This window comes from Clostridium sp. DJ247, from assembly GCF_014231265.1.
Map to the genome: position 1 here is coordinate 133226 of NZ_JABAIW010000004.1, position 24126 is coordinate 157351.

Genomic DNA, 24126 nt, shown 5'->3' on the forward strand with positions numbered 1-24126 from the left:
AATTTTATGTCGAATATATTTATTTCTAGTGAAACAATAACTAAGAAAGATAGGTGGGAATAATTATTGATATCGGAAGATGTCATCCAAAGAATAAAAGAGGAAAATGATATAATAGATGTAATATCTGAAAGTGTAAAATTAAAAAGAGGCGGAAGAAACTACTTAGGATTATGTCCTTTTCACCATGAAAAAACTCCATCCTTTAGTGTTTCTGCGGATAAGCAAATATATAAGTGTTTTGGATGTGGTGAAGCAGGCAACGTTATAACTTTTATTATGAAAACTAGGAATCTTAACTTTCCAGAAGCAGTAAGGTTTTTAGCTGATAGAGTTAACATAGAATTAGAATTAGATGGAGATAAGAATAATACATATAGAGAGAACGTTGAAAGATTATATAAAGTAAATATAGAGGCTGCTAGATATTTCTTTAGCTGCTTGAAAGAGAATAGCAGTGGAAAGAGATACCTACTAAATAGAGGTATAACTGAGAATATAATTAGAAGATTTGGACTTGGTTATTCTGTGGACAGATGGGATAGTATATTAAACTATTTAAAGAAAAAAGGTTTTACAGAGTTAGATATGCTTAATGTTGGGCTTATAATTAAAAGCCCAAAGGGATCTTATTATGATAGATTTAGAAATAGAGTTATGTTTCCTGTATTTGATTATAAAGGTAAAGTTATTGGTTTTGGAGGTAGAGTATTAGATGACTCAAAGCCTAAATATTTAAATTCACCAGAAACTCTTTTATTTAAAAAGGGAATAAATCTTTATGGTCTAAATTTTGCAATAAAAGGTAATGGTTCTCGAATATTAATAATAGTAGAAGGATATATGGATTGTATATCACTTCATCAATATGGAATAACTAATGTAGTAGCTTCGCTAGGAACAGCGCTTACAATCAACCAGGCAAGACTTATTAAAAGATATGCTGATAAAGTTATAATTTCATATGATTCTGATATTGCAGGGCAGGCAGCTACTTTAAGAGGACTTGATATATTAAAGAAGGTTGAATTGGATGTGAGAGTTCTTACGGTTCCTCAGGGCAAAGATCCTGATGAATTTATAAGAAATAATGGAAGAGATGCTTTTTTAAAACTCATTGATGAAGCACTTCCATTGATAGATTATAAGATAAATAAACTCAGGGAGGGCATAGATTTAAAAAATGCAAATGAACTTGCAAAGTTTGCAGAAAAAGCTCTAGAAATAGTAGTAGGTCTAGATCCTATAGAGAGAGAAATTTATCTAAAAAGACTATCAGAGGATACAAAAATAAGAGATCAGGCCTTATATGACATGTTAAATAATAAAATTCAAAAAATTGCAAAAAAAGATGAAAATATGAATATTGATCAGGTTTTTGGACAAAAATTATATTTAGACCCTGCATATTTAAAGGCTGAGAGAACACTTTTAAAGCTTATGGTTATTGATAATAAAGCTTTTGAATATGCATTAGGTATAGTTAAAAAAGAACATATGGCTTTAGAAAGTCATATGAAGATATACGAGTACATTTTAGAAGCTAATAAGCAAGAAATAGCTGAGAAAGAAAAGCATATAGAATATAAATGCAATGATATAGATACGTCTAAAGAATGGATAAATATAATGGAAACAGATTTAGTGCAGGGGGAACATGACTATAAAAGTGTATTAGATGATTGTATAAAAATGATACGAAAATACAAGCTAGAGGAGTCTAAAAAAAATATTATGAATAAAATTAAACAGTGCGAATTAGAAGGAAGGCTTGATGAGTCCTTGAAACTAGCACAGGAACTTATAGAAATACAGAAAAGGATAGGTGGTATGCAGTAATGGTTGAAGGAGGCAAAATAATGAAAGATAAAAGTGCAAAGATGCAAATAGTCAAGAAACTTTTGGAAAAGGGAAAAAAGACTGGCACTTTAACTTATAAAGAAATCATGGACGAATTAGATGAAATAGATTTAAGTCCGGAACAGATAGAAAAAATATATGAAGTACTAGAATCTATGGGAATTGAAGTTATTGGAGATATTCAGGATGTAGAAGTAGACGAAAAAGATTTGGATTTATCGGTTCCAGAAGGTATTGCTATAGATGATCCAGTTAGAATGTATTTGAAGGAAATAGGTAAAGTTCCACTACTTTCTCCCGAAGAAGAAATTGAATTAGCTCAAAAAATAGAGGATGGAAATCAAGCAGCTAAAAAGAAACTAGCTGAAGCTAACTTAAGACTTGTTGTAAGTATAGCAAAAAGATATGTTGGTAGAGGAATGCTTTTCCTTGATCTTATTCAAGAAGGAAACCTTGGACTTATAAAGGCAGTTGAAAAGTTTGATTATAGAAAAGGTTACAAGTTTAGTACTTACGCTACATGGTGGATAAGACAGGCAATTACAAGAGCTATTGCAGACCAAGCAAGAACTATAAGAATACCTGTTCATATGGTTGAAACTATAAATAAGCTAATAAGAGTGTCAAGACAGCTCTTACAAGAATTAGGTAGAGAACCTCAACCAGAAGAAGTAGCTAAAATTATGGAAATGCCGGTAGATAAGGTAAGAGAAATAATGAAAATAGCACAAGAGCCAGTGTCTTTAGAAACTCCTATTGGTGAAGAAGAAGATAGCCATCTTGGTGATTTTATACCGGATGATGAGGCACCAGCTCCAGCTGAAGCAGCAGCATTTACTATGTTGAAAGAACAACTTATAAATGTTCTAGATACTCTGACACCAAGAGAAGAAAAAGTATTAAGATTGAGATTTGGATTAGATGATGGAAGAGCGAGAACTCTTGAGGAAGTTGGAAAAGAGTTTAATGTTACTAGAGAGAGAATAAGACAAATAGAAGCTAAGGCACTAAGAAAACTTAGACATCCGAGCAGAAGTAAAAAGCTAAAGGATTATTTAGATTAAAGCACCAGAGACAAGGTGCTTTTGTCATATGGTGAAAAGCATAGCACATTAGATAGATCAAAGTTAAAAAAATATAACTTTTCAAACTAATATCCTAATATAAAGTATGTTATAATTATCATGGGAAGGTGATGATGTGGAAACTTATAAATCTACAAAAGGATTAGGAATATATTCTATACTGGGTATAACTATTTTATACAATACGTTGTTAATCGCATTATTTTTCCTAATAAACTCCTATGAGATATCAATACTCCTTAAGGTAGCTATAGTTATATTTAATATATACCAGATTTACTATATACTTATTTATAGTTCTTTAAGCTTTTTTATGGACAAGGATAATTTATATATTACTAGTGTATTGGGATTAAAGAAAATAAAAATTCCTTTTAATTGCATACAGGGATATAGAAGAGATTTTGGATATATAAAAGGGGTAAGGCTTTCAGGATATGGCAAAAATAATTTTGCTATAGGAAGATCTATAATTGATAAAATAGGAAATACTTATATGTTTGTAACTTCTACAAAAAATGTTATCTATATTAAAACCGATGAAACTAGCTATGGAATATCTCCAGAAAATATAGATGACTTTGAAAAGAAACTAAACGAGAATAATATCAGTTATTTGAATTGGGATTACAAAATCAATAAGGGAATAAACATTTACAAGGATAAAAGATTTTACATCCCCCTTATAATTGTTACTATAATAACGCTGTTAGTAACATTAAATCCTATAGTACTTTATCTATACCACAAGCTGCCACCTATGATGCCTTTGAGCTTTAATTCCCAATTTATTGCTATTAAATTTGGTACAGGAAAGCAATTTGCGTTTAAACATATGTTTTATGGTATACTAAATATGGCTGTACTTTTTTGTATGTATTATGCCGCTTATTTTTGTGCAAGATATGATAGAAAATCAGCATACAAGTTTATTTATATACCTTTAATATTATCTACAGTTTTTCTTATAATGCAAATTAGGATATTAGTGACATTTAGGTAATAAAACTTGATAAAATAATTTTAAGGAATGGGGAATATTCTAATGGAGCTTAGCTTAAGACTTAAAAATATTGTAGCAATGGTAGATAGTTGTGACTGTATTGCAGATATTGGAACAGATCACGGTTATATACCAATATATTTAGTAAAAAATCATATATGCCGCAGAGCTATAGCATCAGATATAAATAAAGGCCCAGTAAAAAAGGCGAAGTTTAACGTGGAACTTGAGAATGTACAAGATAAAGTTCAGTGTAGATTAGGACCAGGGCTTACTACTATAATGCCTGGGGAGGTACAGGGAATAGTAATAGCTGGTATGGGCGGAAATCTAATAAGTAATATATTAGAAGAAAGTGAAGATGTATTTAGAAAAGCTGAATTTGCTATACTTCAGCCTGTTCAAAATCCAGAAGTTCTAAGAGAATATGTTTATAAAAAAGGGTATAAAATAGTTGATGAAGAGTTATGCATTGATGAAGGTCGGTTTTACGAAATAATAAAGATAACATATGGACTTAACAGTGAAAATGTTAACGAAGTTTTTTATGAGATTGGAAAGATTCTTGTAGAAAAAAAACACCCTCTTTTAGAAGAATATATTAAGTCTAAATTAAATAAATATGGAAAGATATTAAACAATATAAATGAAGATACAGAAATAGCAAATAAAAGAAAGCTGGAGCTTAAACGAAACATCCTAAGATTGGAGGATTTATTAGATGAATTTAAGAGTAAAAGATATTCATAGAATAATGGAAGAGCATGCTCCTTCAAAATTTAAAGAAAGTTACGATAATGTAGGGCTTATGGTAGGGGATAGTTTATGTGAAGTAACCTCTATACTTGTTGCATTAGACTGTACTTTAGAAGTTATAGAAGAGGCTAGTAAAAAAGGATGCAATTTAATATTTACACATCACCCAATTTTATTTAGAAAGCCATCAAATATAACTACTGATACTTTATTAGGCAAGAAAATAATTAAAATTATACAAAATAATATAAACGTGTACTCTAGTCATACAAACTTAGACTCTGTAGTTGGTGGTATAAACCATATTATTATGGAGCTATTATGGTTTAATAACTTTAAAACAATTGAGTTAGCTGATAAAAGGGATGACTCAGACAAAGATACAGGAATAGGTAGAATTGCAGTACTTGATGAAGCTGTAACTTTGAGTCAGCTATGTGATATAATTAAAAATCGTCTACATATTCCTTATATAAGGTACTCTGGTGATGAAGACATGAATGTAAAAAAGGTTGCAGTAATAAATGGTAGTGGTCAGGATTATTTTAATGCAGCTAAGAGATTAGGAGCTGATTGCATAATTACAGGAGATACTACATATCATTATGTTAGTGATTTTCAAGAAGAAGGTGTAGCAGTTATTGACGCTGGACATTTTGGAACTGAATGGCCTGCTATGGAAATTGTTGCAAAATGGTTGAAAAATAAAATAGAATCAATGGGATTTAGTAACTCTGTATTTCTATCAGAGTGTAATAGAAATCCCTATAAGATTAAATAGAAATAGGTTTATAAACTTATTTCTATTTTTTTATAACCAAAACTTAATATAAATTTAATGTAGAGAATGTAAAATTTATATATATATAAATTTTACCTCGCATTATTTAATACATAAATTTAGCATTTTACCTAGTAGAGTCTAATAATCTAATAAATAATTATGAGGAGGAATAAAACATGAGCGTGTTAAATATGCTTATTGAAATCCAGGATAACCAAAAAGTTATAAAGGAATGTAACAAGGTATTAAAAAACGGCTCGTATATATATTTACTAAAAAAAATCAAACATGAATTTGAAAAAGAAAAAGCAGAATTTAGTATAAAAGAAAATAAATTAAAGGAGATAAGAGCCTCCATTGAAAGTATAATTACTGATATAAACAACATTAAAAAATATATAGATGGATGTGAGTTTAGACTTTATAATGAAGTTATAAAAGACTACAAGTTAATAGAAAAAATACAAAGAGAAATTAAAAATAAAAAGTGTTCTATAAAAGAATTAGAGGATAAAAGCTTAGAACTTCTAGAGAAAGAGGAAGAGCTGCAATTTGAAAGAGAAAATCTAAGAGCAAAGCTTTCAGAGTTAAGAGATAACTTTAATAGTTATAAAGAAACTAGTAGTAAAAAGATTAATAAGGCAAAAGAAGATATAAGGAAAGCAGAAAGTAATATAGAAAAGTTAGAAAAGCTTATTCCAGAAAAGCTCATGAAAGAATATAATAGCATTTCAGAGCTTAGAGGAACTGGGGCAGCAAAACTTAAAGATGGAGCATGCTCAGAGTGTAGAATAAAGGTTTCAGCTATTACTATAGATAGCATTAATAAATGCAAGGAGATAGTTTTCTGTGATAACTGTGGAAGAATTCTTTATTATAATAGTATGAAGAACTTAAAACATGCTAAATAGAAATATAAAAAATTATATTTGCAATTTCATCTTTAGTATGTTATTATAATACTTGCGAGTAAACCAGACAATCGCTGCTGTATAAATACAGGAGAGGAAAGTCCGAGCTCCATAGGGCAGGGTGCTGGGTAATACCCAGTCAGGGTGACCTGAAGGAAAGTGCAACAGAGATATACCGCCGAATATATTTTCGGTAAGGGTGGAAAGGCGAGGTAAGAGCTCACCAGCGCATTGGCGACTTTGCGGCTATGTAAACCCCATCTGGAGCAAGATCAAATAGGGAAGCATTTAAGGGGTGGCCCACTCCGCTTCCGGGTAGTATCGCTTGAGTTCATTGGTAACAATGGACCTAGATAGATGATTGTCAAATACAGAACTCGGCTTATAGGTTTAGTCGTTACTATTAAACACTAGGTTTAACCTTGGTGTTTTTTTGTTTTTTATAAACCTTTGTATTAATACATATTTAATGATATAATACTATTATTTCATAAAGTAAAGGAGTGTGAGGAAAGTGAATCCAATTGCTTTCTCAATAAATGGATTTGAAGTCAGGTGGTATGGTATAATTATAGCTTTTGGAGTTATTCTAGCCTTATCTTTAGCAAATTTGAATTCTAAAGCCAAAGACTATAATTTTGACACACTAATTGATACATTTTTAGTTTCTTTTCCTGCTGCTGTAATAGGTGCAAGAGTTTATTATGTAGTTTTTCAATTCAATGATTATAAGGATAACTTAATAGATATATTTAATATAAGGCAAGGAGGACTTGCCATACATGGGGGTGTATTATTTGGATTAGCTGCAGCATATTTATATACGAAGTATAAGAAAATAGATTTTATAGAAGCGGCAGATATAGCGGCGCCTTCAATAATATTAGGGCAGGCTGTAGGACGCTGGGGAAATTTCTTTAATGGAGAAGCACATGGCGGACCGGTATCATATGAATTTATTCAGCGTTTTCCAAAGTTTATACAGGAAGGTATGAATATAGGCGGTATATATTATCACCCTACATTTCTCTATGAGTCTATTTGGGATCTATGTGTTTGTATAATATTAGTGTATATTTTAAGAAAAGGAGTAAAAAAAGGTTCCGTTATTCTTACTTATATTGGACTATACTCTCTTGGAAGATTCTTTATAGAGGGATTAAGAACAGACAGTTTGATGTTTGGAAGCATAAGAGTGGCTCAACTTATAAGTGTTTTAGGAATTATAGTTTCTATAGCATTTTTATTAGTTATTAATAAGAAAAAATCTGCGTAATAACTTTTGGAGGAACAGCATCTATGAAGAAGTCCTATTTAAATCTTTATAGAAATCAGTTAGGTGAAATGTACGAAAAGTTAACTGATAAAAAAGTTCGGAAATCAATAGGTATGTACTATACTCCAAATTTTATAGTAGACTATATGCTTATGAATACTGTTATGAAAATTGATATAGTAGAAAATCCATGGGTAAAATTGTTAGATCCATCCTGTGGAGCAGGGTATTTTTTAACAAGAGCATATGACATCTTAAAGGAAAAATTTCTAGATAACCTAGAAATTTTGAGAGAAAAATATTCTAACAATATATATTTACTGGATGTAGCAGAAAAAAATAACTATACACCCATAGAGGTAAAAGGATATGATTACTGGATTAAGGATAACCTTCACTATCATATTTTAAAGAACTGCTTATATGGTGCAGATATAGATGCTGCAGCTATCGAAATTGTCAAGAAGAATCTACTACGTAAGGATTTGTCAAAGGCACCCATATGTATGAATATAGTTCAAGGTGATAGCTTGATAAAATGGGAGGAAATATCGAATTTTACTGATGAAAAAGCTATAGAGCGATATTCCGTTTATAATAATATAGGGAGATTAGACTACAAAGATATTTGTAACAAAATTATTGAATTAAAAGATTTTTGGAATAACAGTTTTGATTTTATAATTGGTAACCCACCTTACGTAGTACTGCTCCAATCTAATTTAAATAAAAATTATTGGAGCTATATTGTTAATAACTATAGAACTATAGGATATAAAAAAAACGTATTTTATTTACTTATAGAAAGAGTGCTAAAAAAACTTAAAGAGAATGGAACTCATAGTTTTATAGTTCCAGATAGATATTTCTTTTCTAGTAGTTATACTAAATCCAGAAAGAAACTAATAAGTAACCTAAAAGTTACCAATATAACACAGTTTTCAAACAAAGTATTCAAGGATGCAATTGTGGGAACTGCTTTATATATAGGAAAAAGGTGTACGTATGATAATACTCATGATATAAGTATTAAGTTAAATTATGTTAATGAAAAGAATTACTGTCTCACTAAAATAAATCAAAGTAATTTAATTAAAGATAAAAGGTCTGTAGTAAATATTATTACAAAGGATGAATATAGAAGAGTAGTAAAAAAAATAGATAACCTATCTAAACCACTTAGGAATTTATCAAACATACATGTAGGAATGATGATAAAGAATAAGAATCAATGCTTTAGTCAAGATTTTTTGCATAATGAAAATAGAATTGTTATAGGACGTGATTTAGGAGAATATATAATACAGCATGATAGAAGATATTGTGACATAAATAATGTGGAAATTTTCGGTGGAACAAAAGACTTAAAGAAACATAAGGAATATCCTAAAATTCTACTAAGAAAAACAGGTAGTAGTATAGTAGCAAGTTTAGATGAGAAGGGGATATTAGCAGAACAATCTGCATACTTAATAATACCTTCAGAAAAAAATAAAGTTTATAATATTCTTGGGCAGGTTCAGTCAAATATATGTAATTTTTATTTTAAAGAAGTTTTGATAACTAATCCAGAAGCATATCCATATATACAACATTATGATGTAGAAAAACTTCCTATAAATGAAAAACTTATAGGTAACAAAAACTTTGAAGATATTGTAAAGAAAATAATTAGTATAAAGTATGAAATAAAAAATATTGAATTTAATCAGGGATTATCTAAAAATAATTATGAAAAAATTATTCATAACTATAAGGCTGCAAAAGAAAAACAAATAAGCTTAAATTTGTTACTCAATAAATATATTAAAGATGCCAATTATCATCTATATGAAGCATATGGTTTTACATCAGAGGAAATAAATTTAATCGAAGGTAGATTAAATAAATATAAAAACACTAAGAATAATAGATTTAAGAAAAGTAAAAATAGCAAAAACGAATTTTATAATGATTTAATAAATGCTATATACGAGCTTGTTATAAAACAGGTAGAAAATTTGCTTGAAGTTAACCAGAATTACCTATTTATAGAAGAAATTAGATCAATGCTTATGAAAGATATTGAAAATTATAAAGATATCTTATCTATACTTGATAACTACGAATTTGAAAGCAAACATTCGGATAAATTAAAAAATATACTGACAGCTTACTCTGAAAGCTGGAATATATATGTGAGAAATAAATCGTTACATAGAAACTATAAAGAAATAATTAGATATAACAAAGACAGTTTTGGGTTATCTCGCTGGCCAGATAAAATTCATGAGTGTTGGTTTTCGCGCAGTAAATAAAAACACTGAAGTGTTAGAGAATTATACTTCAGTGTTTTTTGTCTAGAGATGTTAAATTTGGGGCATGGGTATCTATATAAAAATACTATTCAGAAAGTTTTAATTTAAGGGTCTTTTGATTACCATTTCTAACTATATCTAGATTTATTTCATCACCAGACTTATGCTGGGATTTAATTTTATTTATGTCATTTACTGATATAATAGATTTGCCATCAAATTTTTTAATTATATCACCGGTTTGAAGTCCTGCTTTTTCAGCAGCACTGAATTCTTGTACTTGAACTACGTATACTCCTTCAGGTATAGAGTATTGTTTTGATAGATCAGAAGTTATGTCTCTACCTGTAATTCCTATCTTTAAAATAGGTTTAAGTAACCCGTTGATTTTAGGTTTTACTATATCAATAGGTATAGCGAAACCAAGACCTTCAACACCATTACCACCCATTTTAGCAGAATTTATTCCTATTACTTGACCAGCAGAATTTACAAGAGCACCACCACTGTTTCCTGGATTAATAGCTGCATCGGTTTGAAGAAGGGTTTGTTTAGTATTACCCACTTGTATTTCTCTATTTGTAGCACTTATAACTCCTGTTGTTACAGAACCTAATAATTCCTTCCCTAAAGGATTTCCAATTGCTACTACTGAATCGCCAACCTGAAGGTCCTTTGAGCTTCCAAGCTCCGCTACAGCTGGCATTTTTATATTTTCAGTTACCTTTATTATGGCTAAATCAAGTTCGGCATCATAGTTTATTATTTTAGCAGATACTTCCTTTTTATTATTAAGTATTACACTAACCTGTTGAGCTCCATTTATTACATGATAATTTGTTAGAATATATCCATCTTCATTAATTATTATACCAGATCCAATTCCTTCTTCAGCTCTTTGACTAAAGCCAAAGGAATCAGATTGAGCAGCACTTTTAACGGATACACCTACTACCGCAGGGCCAACCTTTTTTGCTATTTCAGAAACCGTTAACGCACCAGTAGATGAAACCATAGGTGAGGCGTTAAAAGAAGAAGCCGATTGGTTTTGAGCTATACTTTGATATAAAGGAGTATCTTTAAACAATTGAGATTTAGGCAATAAATATAAAGAAGCAGCAGTGGAAGCAGTTCCTCCTACTATACTGCAAATTAATCCTATAATTACATACGAAAGTACTTTACTTTTCTTATTTGATTCTTTGTCATAGGATTTATTCACATCTATATAATTAGTATTAACCACATTTTCTTTCTGGAAATCAGAGCTTCCAGTGATAAGTTCATATGTTTCATTATTTTTATTATTAAAGTTATCCATAAATTATTCCTCCTAACATTAAATAGTTTCTATATACTTATAATAATTTTATATTGTGTCATTTTAATGACAAAAATGTTAACTACGTATAACATTTTTGTGGAATAAGTGTTAAAACCATTAAAAGATTTTTCAGATGCTTAAAGTGAAACTTATTCTATACTCAAACTTAAATTCCCCTCAGGTATCCTGAGGGGAATTTTTATGAGTTACTTATTCTATCAATATCTAGAGCACTTTTAGGTGGCTTTTTTTCCATTTCTTCTTCATAAATTATGTCTGGTTTTGATAGTTTTTTATTTTGTGGTTTTGTGGCTTTTTTACTTTCTCTATGCATCTCATATCCTGATTTCTAATACCATGAAAAATTGATTTTCGCATAGTTTTTCATTCTATTTACTAAATAGAACGGTAGTATTACAGGATTCAACTACTAGGGTTAACACTACAGAAATCAGTTCTCCACCTCCTTTCATATTGTATATAGTTTCCTTGTAAAAAAAATTTATACTTTTAATAAATGTATGTTAAAATATAATAATTGAGAAAATTCATTATAATTAATCTTCAAGGAAAGGTATCAAAATGTTTATATACAACAGAAACATAGAGTTAGAATCGAAAGAATATGAAGTTAACATGGATCCAGTTAAACGTAAAGTTTATGGAAGTTTCTATACACCAGAATATATTGTGGATTACATGGTAGAGAGTACTATTAAATGTGCAGATATTATTGAAAATCCTTTTATAAAAATATTAGATCCAGCTTGTGGTTGTGGGTATTTTTTAAACAAGGTTTACGATGTGCTTACAGAAAAATTCACTGAAAAAATTGAGATTCTTAGACAGATATACAGCAGTGAAGAGTATTTTATAGAAACATATAGAGGAACACTAGTATTAAAGGGAGAAGATTACTGGAAAAAAGAAAATATTCATTATCATATAATAAAAAACTGTATATATGGAGCTGACATTGATAAAAATGCAGTTGATTTAACTGTAATGAGCTTACTACTTAAACAAAATAATCAGCTAAGTATAAAAACTAATATAATCTGCTGTGATAGTCTAATAAAGTGGGAAGAAGATTATGATTGGGATGAGGTTATAAAAAGCCATGATGGCATGTTTAGGTGTAAATATAGGGATATAAATAGTGAAAGTAAAGAAATAAAACTAAATGAAAGTGAACTAAACAATTTAATAAAAAAATGTAATTTTTGGAGAAATAAATATGACTATGTTATAGGAAATCCGCCTTGGGTATCACTAAGTAGGAAACATAGTAAAAATATTGAAAGTCAGTTAGTAAGTTATTATGTTAATAAGTATAATGGAAATCTATACTTACCTAATTTATACGAATACTTTATAAAGAGGGCTTTTCAACTATTAAGAACTGGAGGAATAGTTGCATTTATAATACCAGATAGATTTTCTAAAAATCTTCAGTATAAATCACTAAGAGAGGAAATTTTGAAAAAATATAGTATATTAAATATAGTTTTTCAAGTAGTGTTTCCTAAGATAAATACTGATACCATGATTTTCATAGCTAAGAAAGAATATAAAGAGAATAATGAGATGCAGTTAGGAATACATAATAAAGAGATATATTTTCTTCATCAAAAAAAATATTTATTAAACGCTAATTATGAGTTTACACAGGGTAATAGTGATTGTTATAAATTACTTAAGGATAAGATTGAAGATAAAATCAAGTTTCTTGGAGATATAACAACAACTTTTACGGGTTTTATAGGTAGTACTAAAAAGATAACAAAAGAAAAAATAAGTGATTCCCAAGTGAAAATATTAAAGGGAGAAAATATTCAAAGGTTTAAGGTTTTAGAAAATTATTATTATGAGTTTTCTTCTGAAAATATAATAGGGGGCACAAAAGATATTTCGAAACTTGCATGTCCACTAAAGATATTAATTAGAAAAACTGGAAATAGATTAATAGCTACTCTAGACAGCAGCGGTTATATAATAGAGCAGTCTCTTTATGGCGTAATAAACTTGAGTAATGAATTCTCTTATAAATATATATTGGGTATAATAAATTCAAAGTTAATGGAATGGTACTATTTGAATTATCTAATAACAAACTTAAATTCTACTCCTCAAATAAAAAAATACAGTTTAGATAGGATACCTATTAAATGCTGTAGTCTTAAAATGCAAAAGAATATAGAAGGACTAGTTGATATAATCATGTCAGAAGTGATAAGTTATAGTAAAAAAGAACTTTCAAATGAAAAAATTAATAATTTACAACTTGAACTAGACAGAGAGGTTTTTAAAGTATACGATATTAGTTTGAAAGAACAGAAAATTATAATGGACTCACTAAATCAATATAAAATCAGGGGGGATTTATGATGTTTACCTTAATTACTTTAGCTATGATAGGATTTATAGTATATGTAGTTCTTTCTATAGTTGGTATAGTAGTACTTCCGCTAGTAGGTATAGTAATATTTTTCGCAGTTGTGCTTGCTATAATAGGTGTTATATTTAAAATTATATTTGCACTTCCGTTTCTTGTACTAATAATTCTTTTAATATTTTTATATTGTATAAATAATAAATAAATAATGAATAATAAATAAGAGAATTAAAATTTATCCAACGACTACCCGCTCTAATACTCTTATCTTTATATGAAACTCCTCTTCGGAGGAGTACTCACAGAGTAAGCGACCATATCAAAATCGCAGATTTTGTATGTCTGATTAACCGATTGGCACAAAATCACAGATTTTGGTTCTCTGCTTAACTAAGAGTAAAGAGCGGCTACGTCCCAGGATTCGTTCAACTAAGAATCAGGTGGGGTCAAAACCCCATCTGATTTAAGTTTCGCTTTATTTAAGCTAATGAAAATGAAAAAGATATTATAATGATATTGAAACTACTATATTGATAAAATTCTGTTAGTTTTAACAATTTGTACTTTGTAAACTATTTTTAATATATAAAATAGTTTGAAAGTAATGTTCGCACTGAATCGAATATGGTTGCAAAAAAAACGTTAATAGTAAATATCAATAAGAACAATAATGTTAAATAAAGATAAAATATATTGATTATATTTTAGAATAGTGATAACATATTTTAGGACTTTTTTATTTATTAGGAGGAATTTTAAAATGTATTCACAGAAGGAAAAGCCAGAAAATACAAGGAAATCATTCTTAGATTCATTTTTTAAGCTAACAGAAAATAACACAACACCAAAAACAGAGATATTAGCAGGAATTACTACATTTATAACTATGGCATATATAATTTTTGTAAATCCTAATATCTTAATGCAAGCTGGTATGAACTCTAAGGGGTTATTGGGTGATGCAGCAGTTAAGGCTGGACTATCAGCCGTAAATGACCCCGTTGTAGCATCAGTTTTTGCTGCAACATGTATATCAGCAGCGATTGGTACTTTTGTAATGGCATTATATGCTAATCTACCATTTGCACAAGCACCTGGTATGGGACTTAATGCATTCTTTACCTATAGTGTATGTTTAACTTTAGGTTATACATGGCAACAAGCACTAGCAGCAGTTTTCGTATCAGGAATAATATTTATTATTATTACAGTAACAGCTATAAGAGAAAAGATAGTAGATGCACTTCCACATAATCTTAAGCTTGCAATATCAGGCGGTATAGGTCTATTTATAGCCCTTATAGGTCTTAAAAGTGGAGGAATAATTGTAGGTAGTCCGGCTACATTGGTTAGTTTTGGAAGATTTACTGATCCACATGCATTAGTAACTCTTATTGGTATAGTAGTTACAGGAATTTTAATGTCAAGAGGAGCTAGAGCTTCAATATTATTAGGAATTATAATTACTACTATTATAGGTATTCCTTTTGGAATAACTCATCTTGAGAGAATAAATGTATTTAGTGCACCACCATCATTAGCACCAACTTTCTTTGCTCTTGATTTCAAAGGTCTATTAAGATTAGGTGAAGCTGGTATGGTTGGAGCTTTTGCAAGTTTGGTTATGGTTGTTATAACATTTAGTTTAGTTGATTTATTTGATACTATAGGAACATTAGTAGGAACAGCTCAAAAGGCTAAAATGTTAGAAAAAAATGGAAGAGTTAAAAATATGAATAAGGCTCTATTATCAGATGCGATAGCTACAACTGCTGGTTCAATCCTTGGTACGAGTACTGTAGTAACATACGTAGAATCTACATCAGGAATATCACAAGGAGGAAGAACTGGACTTACTTCCTTTACAACAGGGGTGCTATTTATACTAGCATTATTCTTTGGAGGGGTTGTTGGAGTAGTTCCACCAGAAGCAACAGCACCAGCTCTTGTTATAGTCGGAGTTCTTATGATGGGAGCTGTAACAAAGATAAATTTTGACGACTTTACTGAAGCATTACCAGCATTCTTTACTATCGCTATCATGCCTTTCAGTTTTAGTATAGCGAACGGTATAGCTGCGGGAATAATCTTCTATCCTATAGTAAAAGTAGTTACTGGAAAACAAAAGGAAGTGCATCCAATTGTATATGTATTAGCTTTATTGTTTATACTAAGATTTACTTTATTACCTGAATAATATATAGTTTATTGCATGAGCAGTATGAATTTCATTCATACTGCTCATTTGTATTTGCATTGTACAGAGATCCACTGGCAAAACTGAAATTATACTCCGAGATATGTTACCAAACTTCAGCACGTTAAAAACTTTTAATCATTCTAAAGTTCGTGTTTTAGAAAACCTAAGAACCTTCGATAAACTCGCTTCTCTCAAACAATCTAAGGTTTTTCTGAAATCAGAACCTTAGACTCATTAAAAAGTATTTAGCATGACTAAGAATTGGTATCATATTCCGGAGTATAAGTTAAATCTTAACGGCGGATAGCTATATTTTTATAATGTTAACATTCAATTAAAAATATAATAAATAGGTTGAATACCATAGCAATATAATTTAACATTATACCATTATTAAAAATTAGGATGGTTAAGTTATGAGTAAACTTTCTAAAATGCTTAATTTTATTTTTTTTCTATTAGTAGTAATTACTACATATATTCTTTTTAATATTATTTATTTTGGTGAATCTTCTAAAGCACAAAAATCCGATTGCATAATTGTGCTTGGGTGTAGTGTATATGGAACAGTTCCTAGCCCATTTTTAGTTTGGAGAACAGAGCATGCATTGCAGTTATATAATAAAGGCTATGGTAAATATATAATAGTATCTGGGGGTAAAGGTCCAGGAGAAGATATTTCGGAAGCGGAAGCTATGAGAAGATATTTAATATCTAAAGGTATGGATCAGTCTAAGATATTAGTAGAAGATAAATCAAGCTCCACTATGGCAAATTTAATAAATTCGAAAATAATAATGAAAGAAAAAAATCTAAATACTGCTGTAATAGTATCTAATAAGTTTCACTTAAAAAGGGCATCATTAATGGCGAAGGAACAAAATATAAATGCTAGTTATTCAGGGGTTTTTGTAAAAGATTATAAAGCTCATGAAATAAAGGGATACATTCGAGAAGTACCAGCATTTGTAAAATATTATATGTTAAAAGCTTACTCAAGAATACTATAGGATTCTATATTCTTATAGTATTCTTTTTTCATTAAAAGTATTAATTACACAATCAGCCATTAATTTATGTCCGAGAACTGTTGGGTGAAGACCATCTATATATATATCTTTTGAGTCTACTAGCTCAAGGCTTTTGATAAAACAATCATAAAAATCTATAGAATTTAAATTATTAGCAGCGGTAAAAGAAAGTATCCATTGCCTATAGTCTTTGATGTTAGTGTTAACAATATTGTAGTTAATACTATTACTCCATTTTTTTTCTGCTATATATGTATCTATAGGTGGTTGTATACCAATAATAGGGACAATATTGCTTTGAATGGCTTCTTTTACTAATTCTTCAATGTTTCTTTCTACAAGCTCTAAAGAACGACCTCCTAGAAAATCGTTATCCCCTCCTAGAATTATAACGTGAGTCGGACTTAATTGAAGTATATCTTTATAGGATCTTGAAAGCATTCCGGTAGTAGTATCTCCGTTTATACCTTTATTAAATATATCTATATTCAATTTATTTTTAATAAGCTCTACCCAACAATTTTTTCTAGGTACACCATATCCAAATGTCAAGCTATCGCCTATACAAACTATTTTCATGAACAATCACCATACTCCTTCTCTTTTCGTTCAATTATTTCTCCAAATTAGTAGAATAGATAAAATAATATAATAAATACTAATAATAAAATTTATAATTATGTTCTTTTATTTAATTTTATTCCAATTATATCATATGTTTATTAGAACTATATAGCATTTAATAAGATAAACATTAGCTATATCAAAGAAAATATATTAAATGATTTATGTAAACACGAATAATAATAATAAAATACCACGTTATTATTTTAATCTAAACGAATGATAATATATTAAATGAGGAAAATATATTGATTTGTTGAAGATGATATGTTAACATAAAAATGCACGATAAATAAATATTACATCCATATAATCCTAATAATAAGGTTTAGGAGTCTCTACTAGGAAACCGTAAATTTTCTGTCTATGGGTGAATCTGAAGATGTTAGTAGTCAATTATATAATTGACTACATTAAACATGCTATATGAGTTTTGCTATCGGATTCTCCATGGAAATCTAGCGAAACTTTTTATATTATAATAAAATAGGTGTTACCATACAGCAGTATTTAAAAGTAGTAATCTTACGGCTGCTAGTAAATGGATAGATTAAAGTTTAGGAGGATTGTATATGAAAGTTGCTATTATTTTTGGAAGTAAATCAGATACAGAAAAGATGAAGGGTGCTGCCAATGCATTAAAGGAATTCTCTATAGAATATAAAGCATTTGTATTATCAGCACATAGAGTTCCAGAAAAGCTTATGGAAACTATTAGAAATATCGAAGAAGAAGGATATGAATGTGTAATTGCAGGAGCAGGGTTAGCCGCTCATCTTCCAGGTGTTATTGCTTCTCACACAACTCTTCCTGTTATTGGAGTTCCAATTAACGCTGCAGTAGAGGGGTTAGACTCTTTGTTATCCATAGTTCAAATGCCTAAATCAATTCCTGTTGCAACAGTTGGTATAAACAACAGTTATAATGCTGGTATGCTTGCAGTTCAAATATTATCTATAAAATATCCAGAACTAAAAGAAAAATTAAATAATTTCAGAGTTGATATGAAAGAAAAATTCATAAAGGAAAATGAAGAAGGAGTGGAATTATAAAATGGAAAAAAGAGAAATGATGTACGAAGGAAAAGCAAAAAAAATTTATGCTACTGATGATAAAGATAAAGTAATAGTTTATTATAAAGACGATGCTACAGCATTCAATGGAGAAAAAAAAGGTCAGATTCAAGATAAAGGAGAATTAAATAACGCTATAACATCTGCGTTGTTTGAACTTTTAGAGAAAAGTGGAGTAAAAACACATTTTGAGAAGAAACTAAATGACAGAGAACAGTTATGTAAGAAAGTTGAGATAGTTCCATTAGAAGTTATTGTTAGAAACGTAGCTGCAGGAAGTATGGCAAAAAGATTAGGGCTTGCTGAAGGAACTGAACTTAAGACAACAGTTTTTGAATTAAGCTACAAAGATGATTCCTTAGGAGATCCATTAATCAATGACTATCATGCAGTGGGTATAGGAGCAACAACTTTTGAAGAACTTAAAGTCATTTACGATATGACTGCAAAAGTTAACGACGTTTTAAAAGAATTCTTCTTAAAACAAGGTATAAAACTAATTGACTTTAAGTTAGAATTCGGAAGATTTAATGGAGAAATTCTACTTGCAGACGAAATATCACCAGATACTTGCAGATTCTGGGATGCAGAAACTAATGAAAAGCTAGATAAGGATAGATTTAGAAGAGATCTTGGAGATGTTAAAGAAGCTTATATAGAAATTCTTAATAGAATAAGCAAATAATCTATAAGAACTAAGAATTAAAAATTAAGAATATGGTATTATATTTTTAGAGATTTTATGTATTAAAAATAGTTCTTCAGAAAGGAAAGGTTGTTAATGAGCAGCTTAAAAAATAAAAACTATGACCTTCTATCGTTAGATTTCGAAGAAGATAAGATTAAAGATGAATGTGGAGTTTTTGGAATATTTTCAGAAGATAATTTAGACGTATCATCTATAACATACTATGGTTTATATGCTCTCCAGCACAGAGGTCAAGAGAGTGCTGGTATAGTTGTATCAGATGGTAAAGAGTTAAAATGTCATAAAGATATGGGCTTAGTAACAGATGCTTTTGATGAGAAAATTCTAAGTGACCTAAAAGGAACAGCAGCCATCGGACATGTAAGATATTCAACTACAGGTTCAAGTACTGTAAATAATGCTCAACCTATAATTGTAAAATATAAGCTAGGAAGTATTGCTATTGCACATAATGGTAATCTTGTAAATGCAGATGTAATCAGAGAACTTTTAGAAGATGGTGGATGTATATTCCAAACCTCTATAGACTCAGAAGTAATTTTAAATCTTATAGCTAGAGGGGCAAAAAAAGGAATAGAAAGTGCCGTAGTAGATTCAATACAAGCTGTAAAAGGTTCTTATGCAATTGTAATCCTGACTGAAGATAAGCTTATAGGTGTACGTGATCCTAATGGTATAAGACCCCTATGTATAGGAAAGATAAACAATAGTTATATATTATGTTCGGAAAGCTGTGCTCTAGATTCCGTAGGTGCAGAATTTGTACGTGATGTAGATCCAGGAGAAATTGTAATTATAGACAAAGAAGGAATTAGGTCTATAAACTTTGCTGAGAGAACTAAATGTGAGACTTGTGCCTTTGAATACATTTATTTTGCTAGACCAGATAGTACTATTGATAGCATAAATGTGCATAATTCTAGAGTAAGAGCTGGTAAAAAACTGTATGAGGAATGCCCAGCAGAAGCTGATGTGGTTATTGGCGTTCCAGATTCAGGAATCAGTGCAGCAGTTGGATATGCTGAGGCATCTGGAATACCATATGATGTAGGCTTTGTAAAAAATAAATATGTAGGAAGAACCTTTATAGCTCCATCTCAAGAATTGAGAGAGAGAGCAGTCTCAGTAAAGCTTAATCCACTAAAGGTTAATATAGATGGTAAAAGAGTAGTTATTATAGATGACTCCATAGTAAGAGGAACTACTAGTAGAAGATTGGTGGATTCTCTAAGAAAAGCTGGAGCAAAAGAAGTCCACTTTAGAGTATCATCACCAGTTGTAAAGTATCCATGTTACTTTGGTCTTGATACTGGATATAGAAACGAACTTATTGGAGCTAATTCAACATTAGAAGAAATAAGACAAGAAATAGGCGCAGATAGTCTTGGATATATAAGCATCGACGGATTATTAGAGTCTTTAAATAAAGATAAAGGTTTTTGTGTTGGATGCTTCGGTGGTGTATATCCAGTATCAGCACCAATGGAAGTATCAAAGAATCGTTTAGAATAACAATTGATAAAAATTAGGGGTGAAAGAATGGTAACATATAAAGATTCTGGAGTTAATATAGAAGAAGGATATAAATCAGTAGATCTTATAAAACAACATGCAGCTAAAACATTTATACCAGGAGTATTAAATGGTCTTGGAAGTTTTGCAGGGATGTTTGAACTTGGTAGTTATAAAAATCCTGTGCTTGTTTCTGGTACTGATGGCGTAGGAACAAAGCTAGAATTTGCTTTTAAAACAAAAAAATATGATACTGTTGGTATTGATTGTGTTGCTATGTGCGTTAACGACATACTATGTCATGGAGCTAAGCCTATATTTTTTCTTGACTATATAGCTTGTGGTAAGCTTGATGCAATGGTTGCAGCTGATTTAGTTAAAGGTGTAGCAGAAGGATGTACTCAAGCAAACTGTGCTCTAATTGGAGGAGAAACTGCTGAAATGCCAGGATTTTATCCAGAAGGTGAATATGATATAGCTGGTTTTGCAGTAGGAGTAGCGGAAAAAGATGAGATTATAGATGGAAGCAAGATTCAAGAAGGGGATACGCTGATAGGTTTAGCTTCAAGTGGTCCTCATAGTAATGGATATTCATTAATTAGAAAGCTTGTAACCAATTTAGAAGATGAATTTGATGGAAGAAAAATGTCAGATGTATTACTAACTCCAACAAAAATATATGTTAAACCTATATTGAATATTCTAGAAAAGTTTGAAATAAGAGGAATGGCTCATATCACAGGTGGCGGATTCTTTGAAAACATACCAAGAATGTTTAAAGAAGATTTTACTGCAGTTATTGATAAGAATAGCTTTGAGATTCCAGCTATACTTAAGCATATAATGAGTTTAGGCGTAGAAGAAACACACATGTTTAACACTTATAATATGGGTATTGGATTTGTTTTATGCGTTAAAGAAGATGATGCAAATAAAGTTATTGAAGAATTAAACAACTTAGGTGAAAAAGCTTATAAAATTGGATATGTGAAAAAAGGAGCCAAGGAAGTATGTTTAAAATAGCTGTTCTTGTATCGGGTGGCGGAACAAATCTTCAATGCATAATAGATGCAGTTAACAGTGGATATTTATCAGGATGTTCTATTGAAGCTGTCATAAGCGATAGGCATGATGTTTATGCTTTGGAAAGAGCTAAAAAAAGTAATATAGCTGCTTATGTATTTGATAGAAAGGAATATAAAGATAACATTTCTGATGAAATTTTAAAGCTGCTTTACGGAAAAGTAGATTTAATAGTTTGTGCAGGATGGCTTTCTATACTTAAAGGTGAATTAATTAATAAATTTGAAAATAGAATTATAAATATTCATCCATCATTAATACCAGCATTTTGTGGTGCTGGTATGTATGGTTTGAAGGTTCATGAAAAAGCTTTAGAGTATGGTGTAAAAGTAAGTGGATGTACTGTACATTTTGTAGATTCGGGGACAGATAGTGGACCTATATTGATTCAAAAAACTGCACCGGTTTATGCAGAGGACACTCCTAAAACATTGCAAAGTAGAGTTCTGGAGCAAGAACATATAGCTCTTCCAGAAGCTATTAAGCTTATTATGCAAGGTAAAGTTAAGGTTTTAGGAAGAACTGTACTAATTGAGCAATAATATAAAGAAAGCTAACAAAGTGTAAGTATCATAAAGATTATTAAAATGTGGAGGTATATAGAGTGATAAGACGTGCCTTAATTAGCGTATTTGATAAAACTGGAGTACTAGAGTTGGCTAGTTTTTTATCTAATATGGGAGTTGAAATAGTTTCTACTGGAGGAACTTACAAATATCTTATTGAAAATGGATTAAAAGTAGTAGAGGTTTCAGATATAACTGGATTTGAAGAAATACTTGATGGAAGAGTGAAAACTCTACATCCTAATATACACAGTGGAATTTTAGCTATAAGAGATAACGAAAAACATATGGAAACCATTGAAAAAAAGAATATAAAACCAATAGATTTAGTTGTAGTAAATTTATATCCTTTTTTTGAAAAGGTAAAAGAAGACTTGGCTTTTGACGAAAAAGTTGAGTTTATAGATATTGGCGGACCTACAATGATCAGGGCTGCTGCTAAAAATTTCAGAGATGTAATAGTACTTACAGATGTAAATGACTATGAAAATACTATTAATCAAATTAAGGAAAATGGAGATGTAGATTTTAATACAAGGAAAAAGCTTGCGGGTAAAGTGTTTAATCTTATGTCCGCTTATGATGCTGCAATCAGTAATTTCCTATTAGAAGAGGAATACCCTGAATATTTAACTATTTCCTATAAGAAATCTATGGATCTTAGATATGGAGAAAATCCTCATCAAAGTTCAGCTTACTATACATCAACAGTTGAAAGTGGAGCTATGAAGGATTTTGAACAACTAAATGGAAAAGAGTTATCCTATAACAATATAAAAGATATGGATATAGCTTGGAAAGTTGTTAATGAGTTTGAAGAAATTGCTTGTTGTGCAGTAAAACACAATACTCCTTGTGGCGCAGCTATAGGAGATAACGTATATGATACTTATTTAAAAACTTTTGAATGTGATAAAACTTCAATATTTGGAGGAATTGTAGCATTTAATAGAACTGTAGATAAGAAAACTGCAGAAGAGCTTGCTAAAATATTCCTTGAAATAGTTATAGCTCCTGAATTTGATGAAGCTGCTTTAGAAGTTTTAAAAGCTAAAAAGAATTTGAGAGTTATAAAATGTGCTGTAAAACCTGTAAGCAACATAGAACTTGCAAAAGTGGATGGAGGAATTCTTGTTCAATCTGCAGACGACAAATTAGTAGATGAATTAAAGGTAGTAACAGAAAAAGTTCCAACTGAAAAAGAAATGCAGGATTTATTATTCGGAATGAAAGTATGTAAGTATGTTAAATCAAATGCCATAGTTGTAGTTAAAGACGGAATGGCAAAAGGTATAGGCGGAGGACAGGTTAACAGAATATGGCCAGCTTGTGATGCTATGCAGAGAGCAGGAGATGGAGTAGTTCTTGCTTCAGATGCTTATTTCCCATTTGGAGATATAGTTGAAGAGGCTGCTAAATACGGAATAAAAGCTATAATTCAACCTGGTGGTTCCATGAGGGATCAGGATTCCATAGATGGATGTAATAAACATGGTATCTCCATGGTATTCACAGGGATAAGACACTTTAAACACTAAAAATAATTATTGCATAGATAATCACGCCCGAAATTTAACTTATACTCCAGGATATATTACCATGTTTCGTCACGTTAAATATTTTTAATTAGTCTAAAG

Annotated in this window: 21 protein-coding genes, 1 other RNA gene and 1 riboswitch; of the genes, 19 read left to right on the forward strand and 3 right to left on the reverse strand. The window is 30.2% G+C overall.

Translation table 11 applies throughout. The features are described 5' to 3' along the window. The first annotated feature begins 66 nt into the window (after positions 1-66). The 9 genes from dnaG to HGI79_RS03215 all read left to right on the forward strand — a co-directional run bounded on the left by dnaG (position 67) and on the right by HGI79_RS03215 (position 9972). A complete protein-coding gene (gene dnaG, locus HGI79_RS03175; RefSeq protein WP_185649187.1) occupies positions 67-1839 on the forward strand; it encodes a DNA primase in 1773 nt (590 codons plus the stop codon). Then, entirely contained in the window at positions 1839-2924 is a 1086-nt protein-coding gene (rpoD, locus tag HGI79_RS03180; protein ID WP_185649186.1) for an RNA polymerase sigma factor RpoD, read from the forward strand. Before dnaG ends, rpoD begins: the two co-directional genes overlap by 1 nt. Positions 2925-3060: 136 nt before the next feature. Next, the gene (locus tag HGI79_RS03185) at positions 3061-3948 is read left to right on the forward strand and encodes a PH domain-containing protein (protein WP_185649185.1); all 888 of its coding nucleotides are present in this window, start codon (positions 3061-3063) and stop codon (positions 3946-3948) included. A gap of 42 nt (positions 3949-3990) precedes the next feature. Next, complete coding sequence (locus tag HGI79_RS03190; RefSeq protein ID WP_185649184.1) at positions 3991-4698, forward strand: class I SAM-dependent methyltransferase; 708 nt, start codon at positions 3991-3993, stop codon at positions 4696-4698. After that, positions 4670-5485 (forward strand): Nif3-like dinuclear metal center hexameric protein, encoded by an 816-nt coding sequence (locus HGI79_RS03195; RefSeq protein WP_185649183.1) that lies wholly within the window; start codon positions 4670-4672, stop codon positions 5483-5485. The genes HGI79_RS03190 and HGI79_RS03195 overlap by 29 nt, the downstream gene beginning before the upstream one ends. A gap of 179 nt (positions 5486-5664) precedes the next feature. Further along, entirely contained in the window at positions 5665-6399 is a 735-nt protein-coding gene (locus HGI79_RS03200) for a zinc ribbon domain-containing protein (RefSeq protein WP_185649182.1), read from the forward strand. 55 nt (positions 6400-6454) lie between these two features. Next, an RNA gene (rnpB, locus tag HGI79_RS03205) (RNase P RNA component class A) lies at positions 6455-6800 on the forward strand. A gap of 113 nt (positions 6801-6913) precedes the next feature. Next, positions 6914-7675 (forward strand): prolipoprotein diacylglyceryl transferase, encoded by a 762-nt coding sequence (gene lgt, locus HGI79_RS03210; protein ID WP_185649181.1) that lies wholly within the window; start codon positions 6914-6916, stop codon positions 7673-7675. Between the two features lie 23 nt (positions 7676-7698). After that, positions 7699-9972, forward strand: a complete 2274-nt coding sequence (locus HGI79_RS03215; protein ID WP_185649180.1) for an Eco57I restriction-modification methylase domain-containing protein — start codon at positions 7699-7701, stop codon at positions 9970-9972. 85 nt (positions 9973-10057) lie between these two features. On the opposite strand, the gene HGI79_RS03220 is transcribed toward HGI79_RS03215, so the two are convergent. Together HGI79_RS03220 and HGI79_RS23150 are read right to left on the reverse strand one after the other, a co-directional pair. After that, positions 10058-11293, reverse strand: coding sequence for a S1C family serine protease (locus HGI79_RS03220; protein ID WP_185649179.1), 1236 nt, complete (start codon positions 11291-11293; stop codon positions 10058-10060). A 202-nt stretch (positions 11294-11495) separates the two neighbouring features. Further along, positions 11496-11630 carry a hypothetical protein gene (locus HGI79_RS23150; protein WP_278046679.1) on the reverse strand — a complete coding sequence of 45 codons (135 nt, stop codon included), beginning with the start codon at positions 11628-11630 and terminating at the stop codon, positions 11496-11498. A gap of 248 nt (positions 11631-11878) precedes the next feature. On the opposite strand from HGI79_RS23150, the gene HGI79_RS03225 reads away from it, so the two are divergent. The 4 genes from HGI79_RS03225 to HGI79_RS03240 all read left to right on the forward strand — a co-directional run bounded on the left by HGI79_RS03225 (position 11879) and on the right by HGI79_RS03240 (position 16901). Beyond that, positions 11879-13684: an Eco57I restriction-modification methylase domain-containing protein gene (locus HGI79_RS03225; protein WP_207725688.1), complete on the forward strand. Its 1806-nt coding sequence runs from the start codon at positions 11879-11881 to the stop codon at positions 13682-13684. After that, positions 13681-13896: a hypothetical protein gene (locus HGI79_RS03230; RefSeq protein ID WP_185649178.1), complete on the forward strand. Its 216-nt coding sequence runs from the start codon at positions 13681-13683 to the stop codon at positions 13894-13896. The genes HGI79_RS03225 and HGI79_RS03230 overlap by 4 nt, the downstream gene beginning before the upstream one ends. A gap of 555 nt (positions 13897-14451) precedes the next feature. Then, complete coding sequence (locus HGI79_RS03235; protein ID WP_185649177.1) at positions 14452-15888, forward strand: NCS2 family permease; 1437 nt, start codon at positions 14452-14454, stop codon at positions 15886-15888. A gap of 419 nt (positions 15889-16307) precedes the next feature. Continuing rightward, the gene (locus HGI79_RS03240) at positions 16308-16901 is read left to right on the forward strand and encodes a YdcF family protein (protein ID WP_185649176.1); all 594 of its coding nucleotides are present in this window, start codon (positions 16308-16310) and stop codon (positions 16899-16901) included. A 12-nt stretch (positions 16902-16913) separates the two neighbouring features. Here the strand turns inward: HGI79_RS03240 and HGI79_RS03245 are convergent, their stop codons facing one another. Continuing rightward, complete coding sequence (locus HGI79_RS03245; protein WP_185649175.1) at positions 16914-17501, reverse strand: GDSL-type esterase/lipase family protein; 588 nt, start codon at positions 17499-17501, stop codon at positions 16914-16916. 330 nt (positions 17502-17831) lie between these two features. Next, positions 17832-17933, forward strand: a riboswitch (purine riboswitch). A gap of 185 nt (positions 17934-18118) precedes the next feature. On the opposite strand from HGI79_RS03245, the gene purE reads away from it, so the two are divergent. The 6 genes from purE to purH all read left to right on the forward strand — a co-directional run bounded on the left by purE (position 18119) and on the right by purH (position 24027). Then, a complete protein-coding gene (purE, locus tag HGI79_RS03250; RefSeq protein ID WP_185649174.1) occupies positions 18119-18598 on the forward strand; it encodes a 5-(carboxyamino)imidazole ribonucleotide mutase in 480 nt (159 codons plus the stop codon). Position 18599: 1 nt separating this feature from the next. Beyond that, positions 18600-19304, forward strand: coding sequence for a phosphoribosylaminoimidazolesuccinocarboxamide synthase (gene purC, locus HGI79_RS03255; protein ID WP_185649173.1), 705 nt, complete (start codon positions 18600-18602; stop codon positions 19302-19304). 96 nt (positions 19305-19400) lie between these two features. Beyond that, positions 19401-20840, forward strand: coding sequence for an amidophosphoribosyltransferase (gene purF / locus HGI79_RS03260; RefSeq protein WP_185649172.1), 1440 nt, complete (start codon positions 19401-19403; stop codon positions 20838-20840). Positions 20841-20867: 27 nt separating this feature from the next. Further along, positions 20868-21863, forward strand: a complete 996-nt coding sequence (gene purM, locus HGI79_RS03265; RefSeq protein WP_185649171.1) for a phosphoribosylformylglycinamidine cyclo-ligase — start codon at positions 20868-20870, stop codon at positions 21861-21863. Beyond that, complete coding sequence (purN, locus tag HGI79_RS03270; protein WP_185649170.1) at positions 21851-22465, forward strand: phosphoribosylglycinamide formyltransferase; 615 nt, start codon at positions 21851-21853, stop codon at positions 22463-22465. The genes purM and purN overlap by 13 nt, the downstream gene beginning before the upstream one ends. Before the next feature lie 62 nt (positions 22466-22527). Continuing rightward, positions 22528-24027 (forward strand): bifunctional phosphoribosylaminoimidazolecarboxamide formyltransferase/IMP cyclohydrolase, encoded by a 1500-nt coding sequence (purH, locus tag HGI79_RS03275; RefSeq protein WP_185649169.1) that lies wholly within the window; start codon positions 22528-22530, stop codon positions 24025-24027. The last annotated feature ends 99 nt before the right edge of the window (positions 24028-24126 follow it).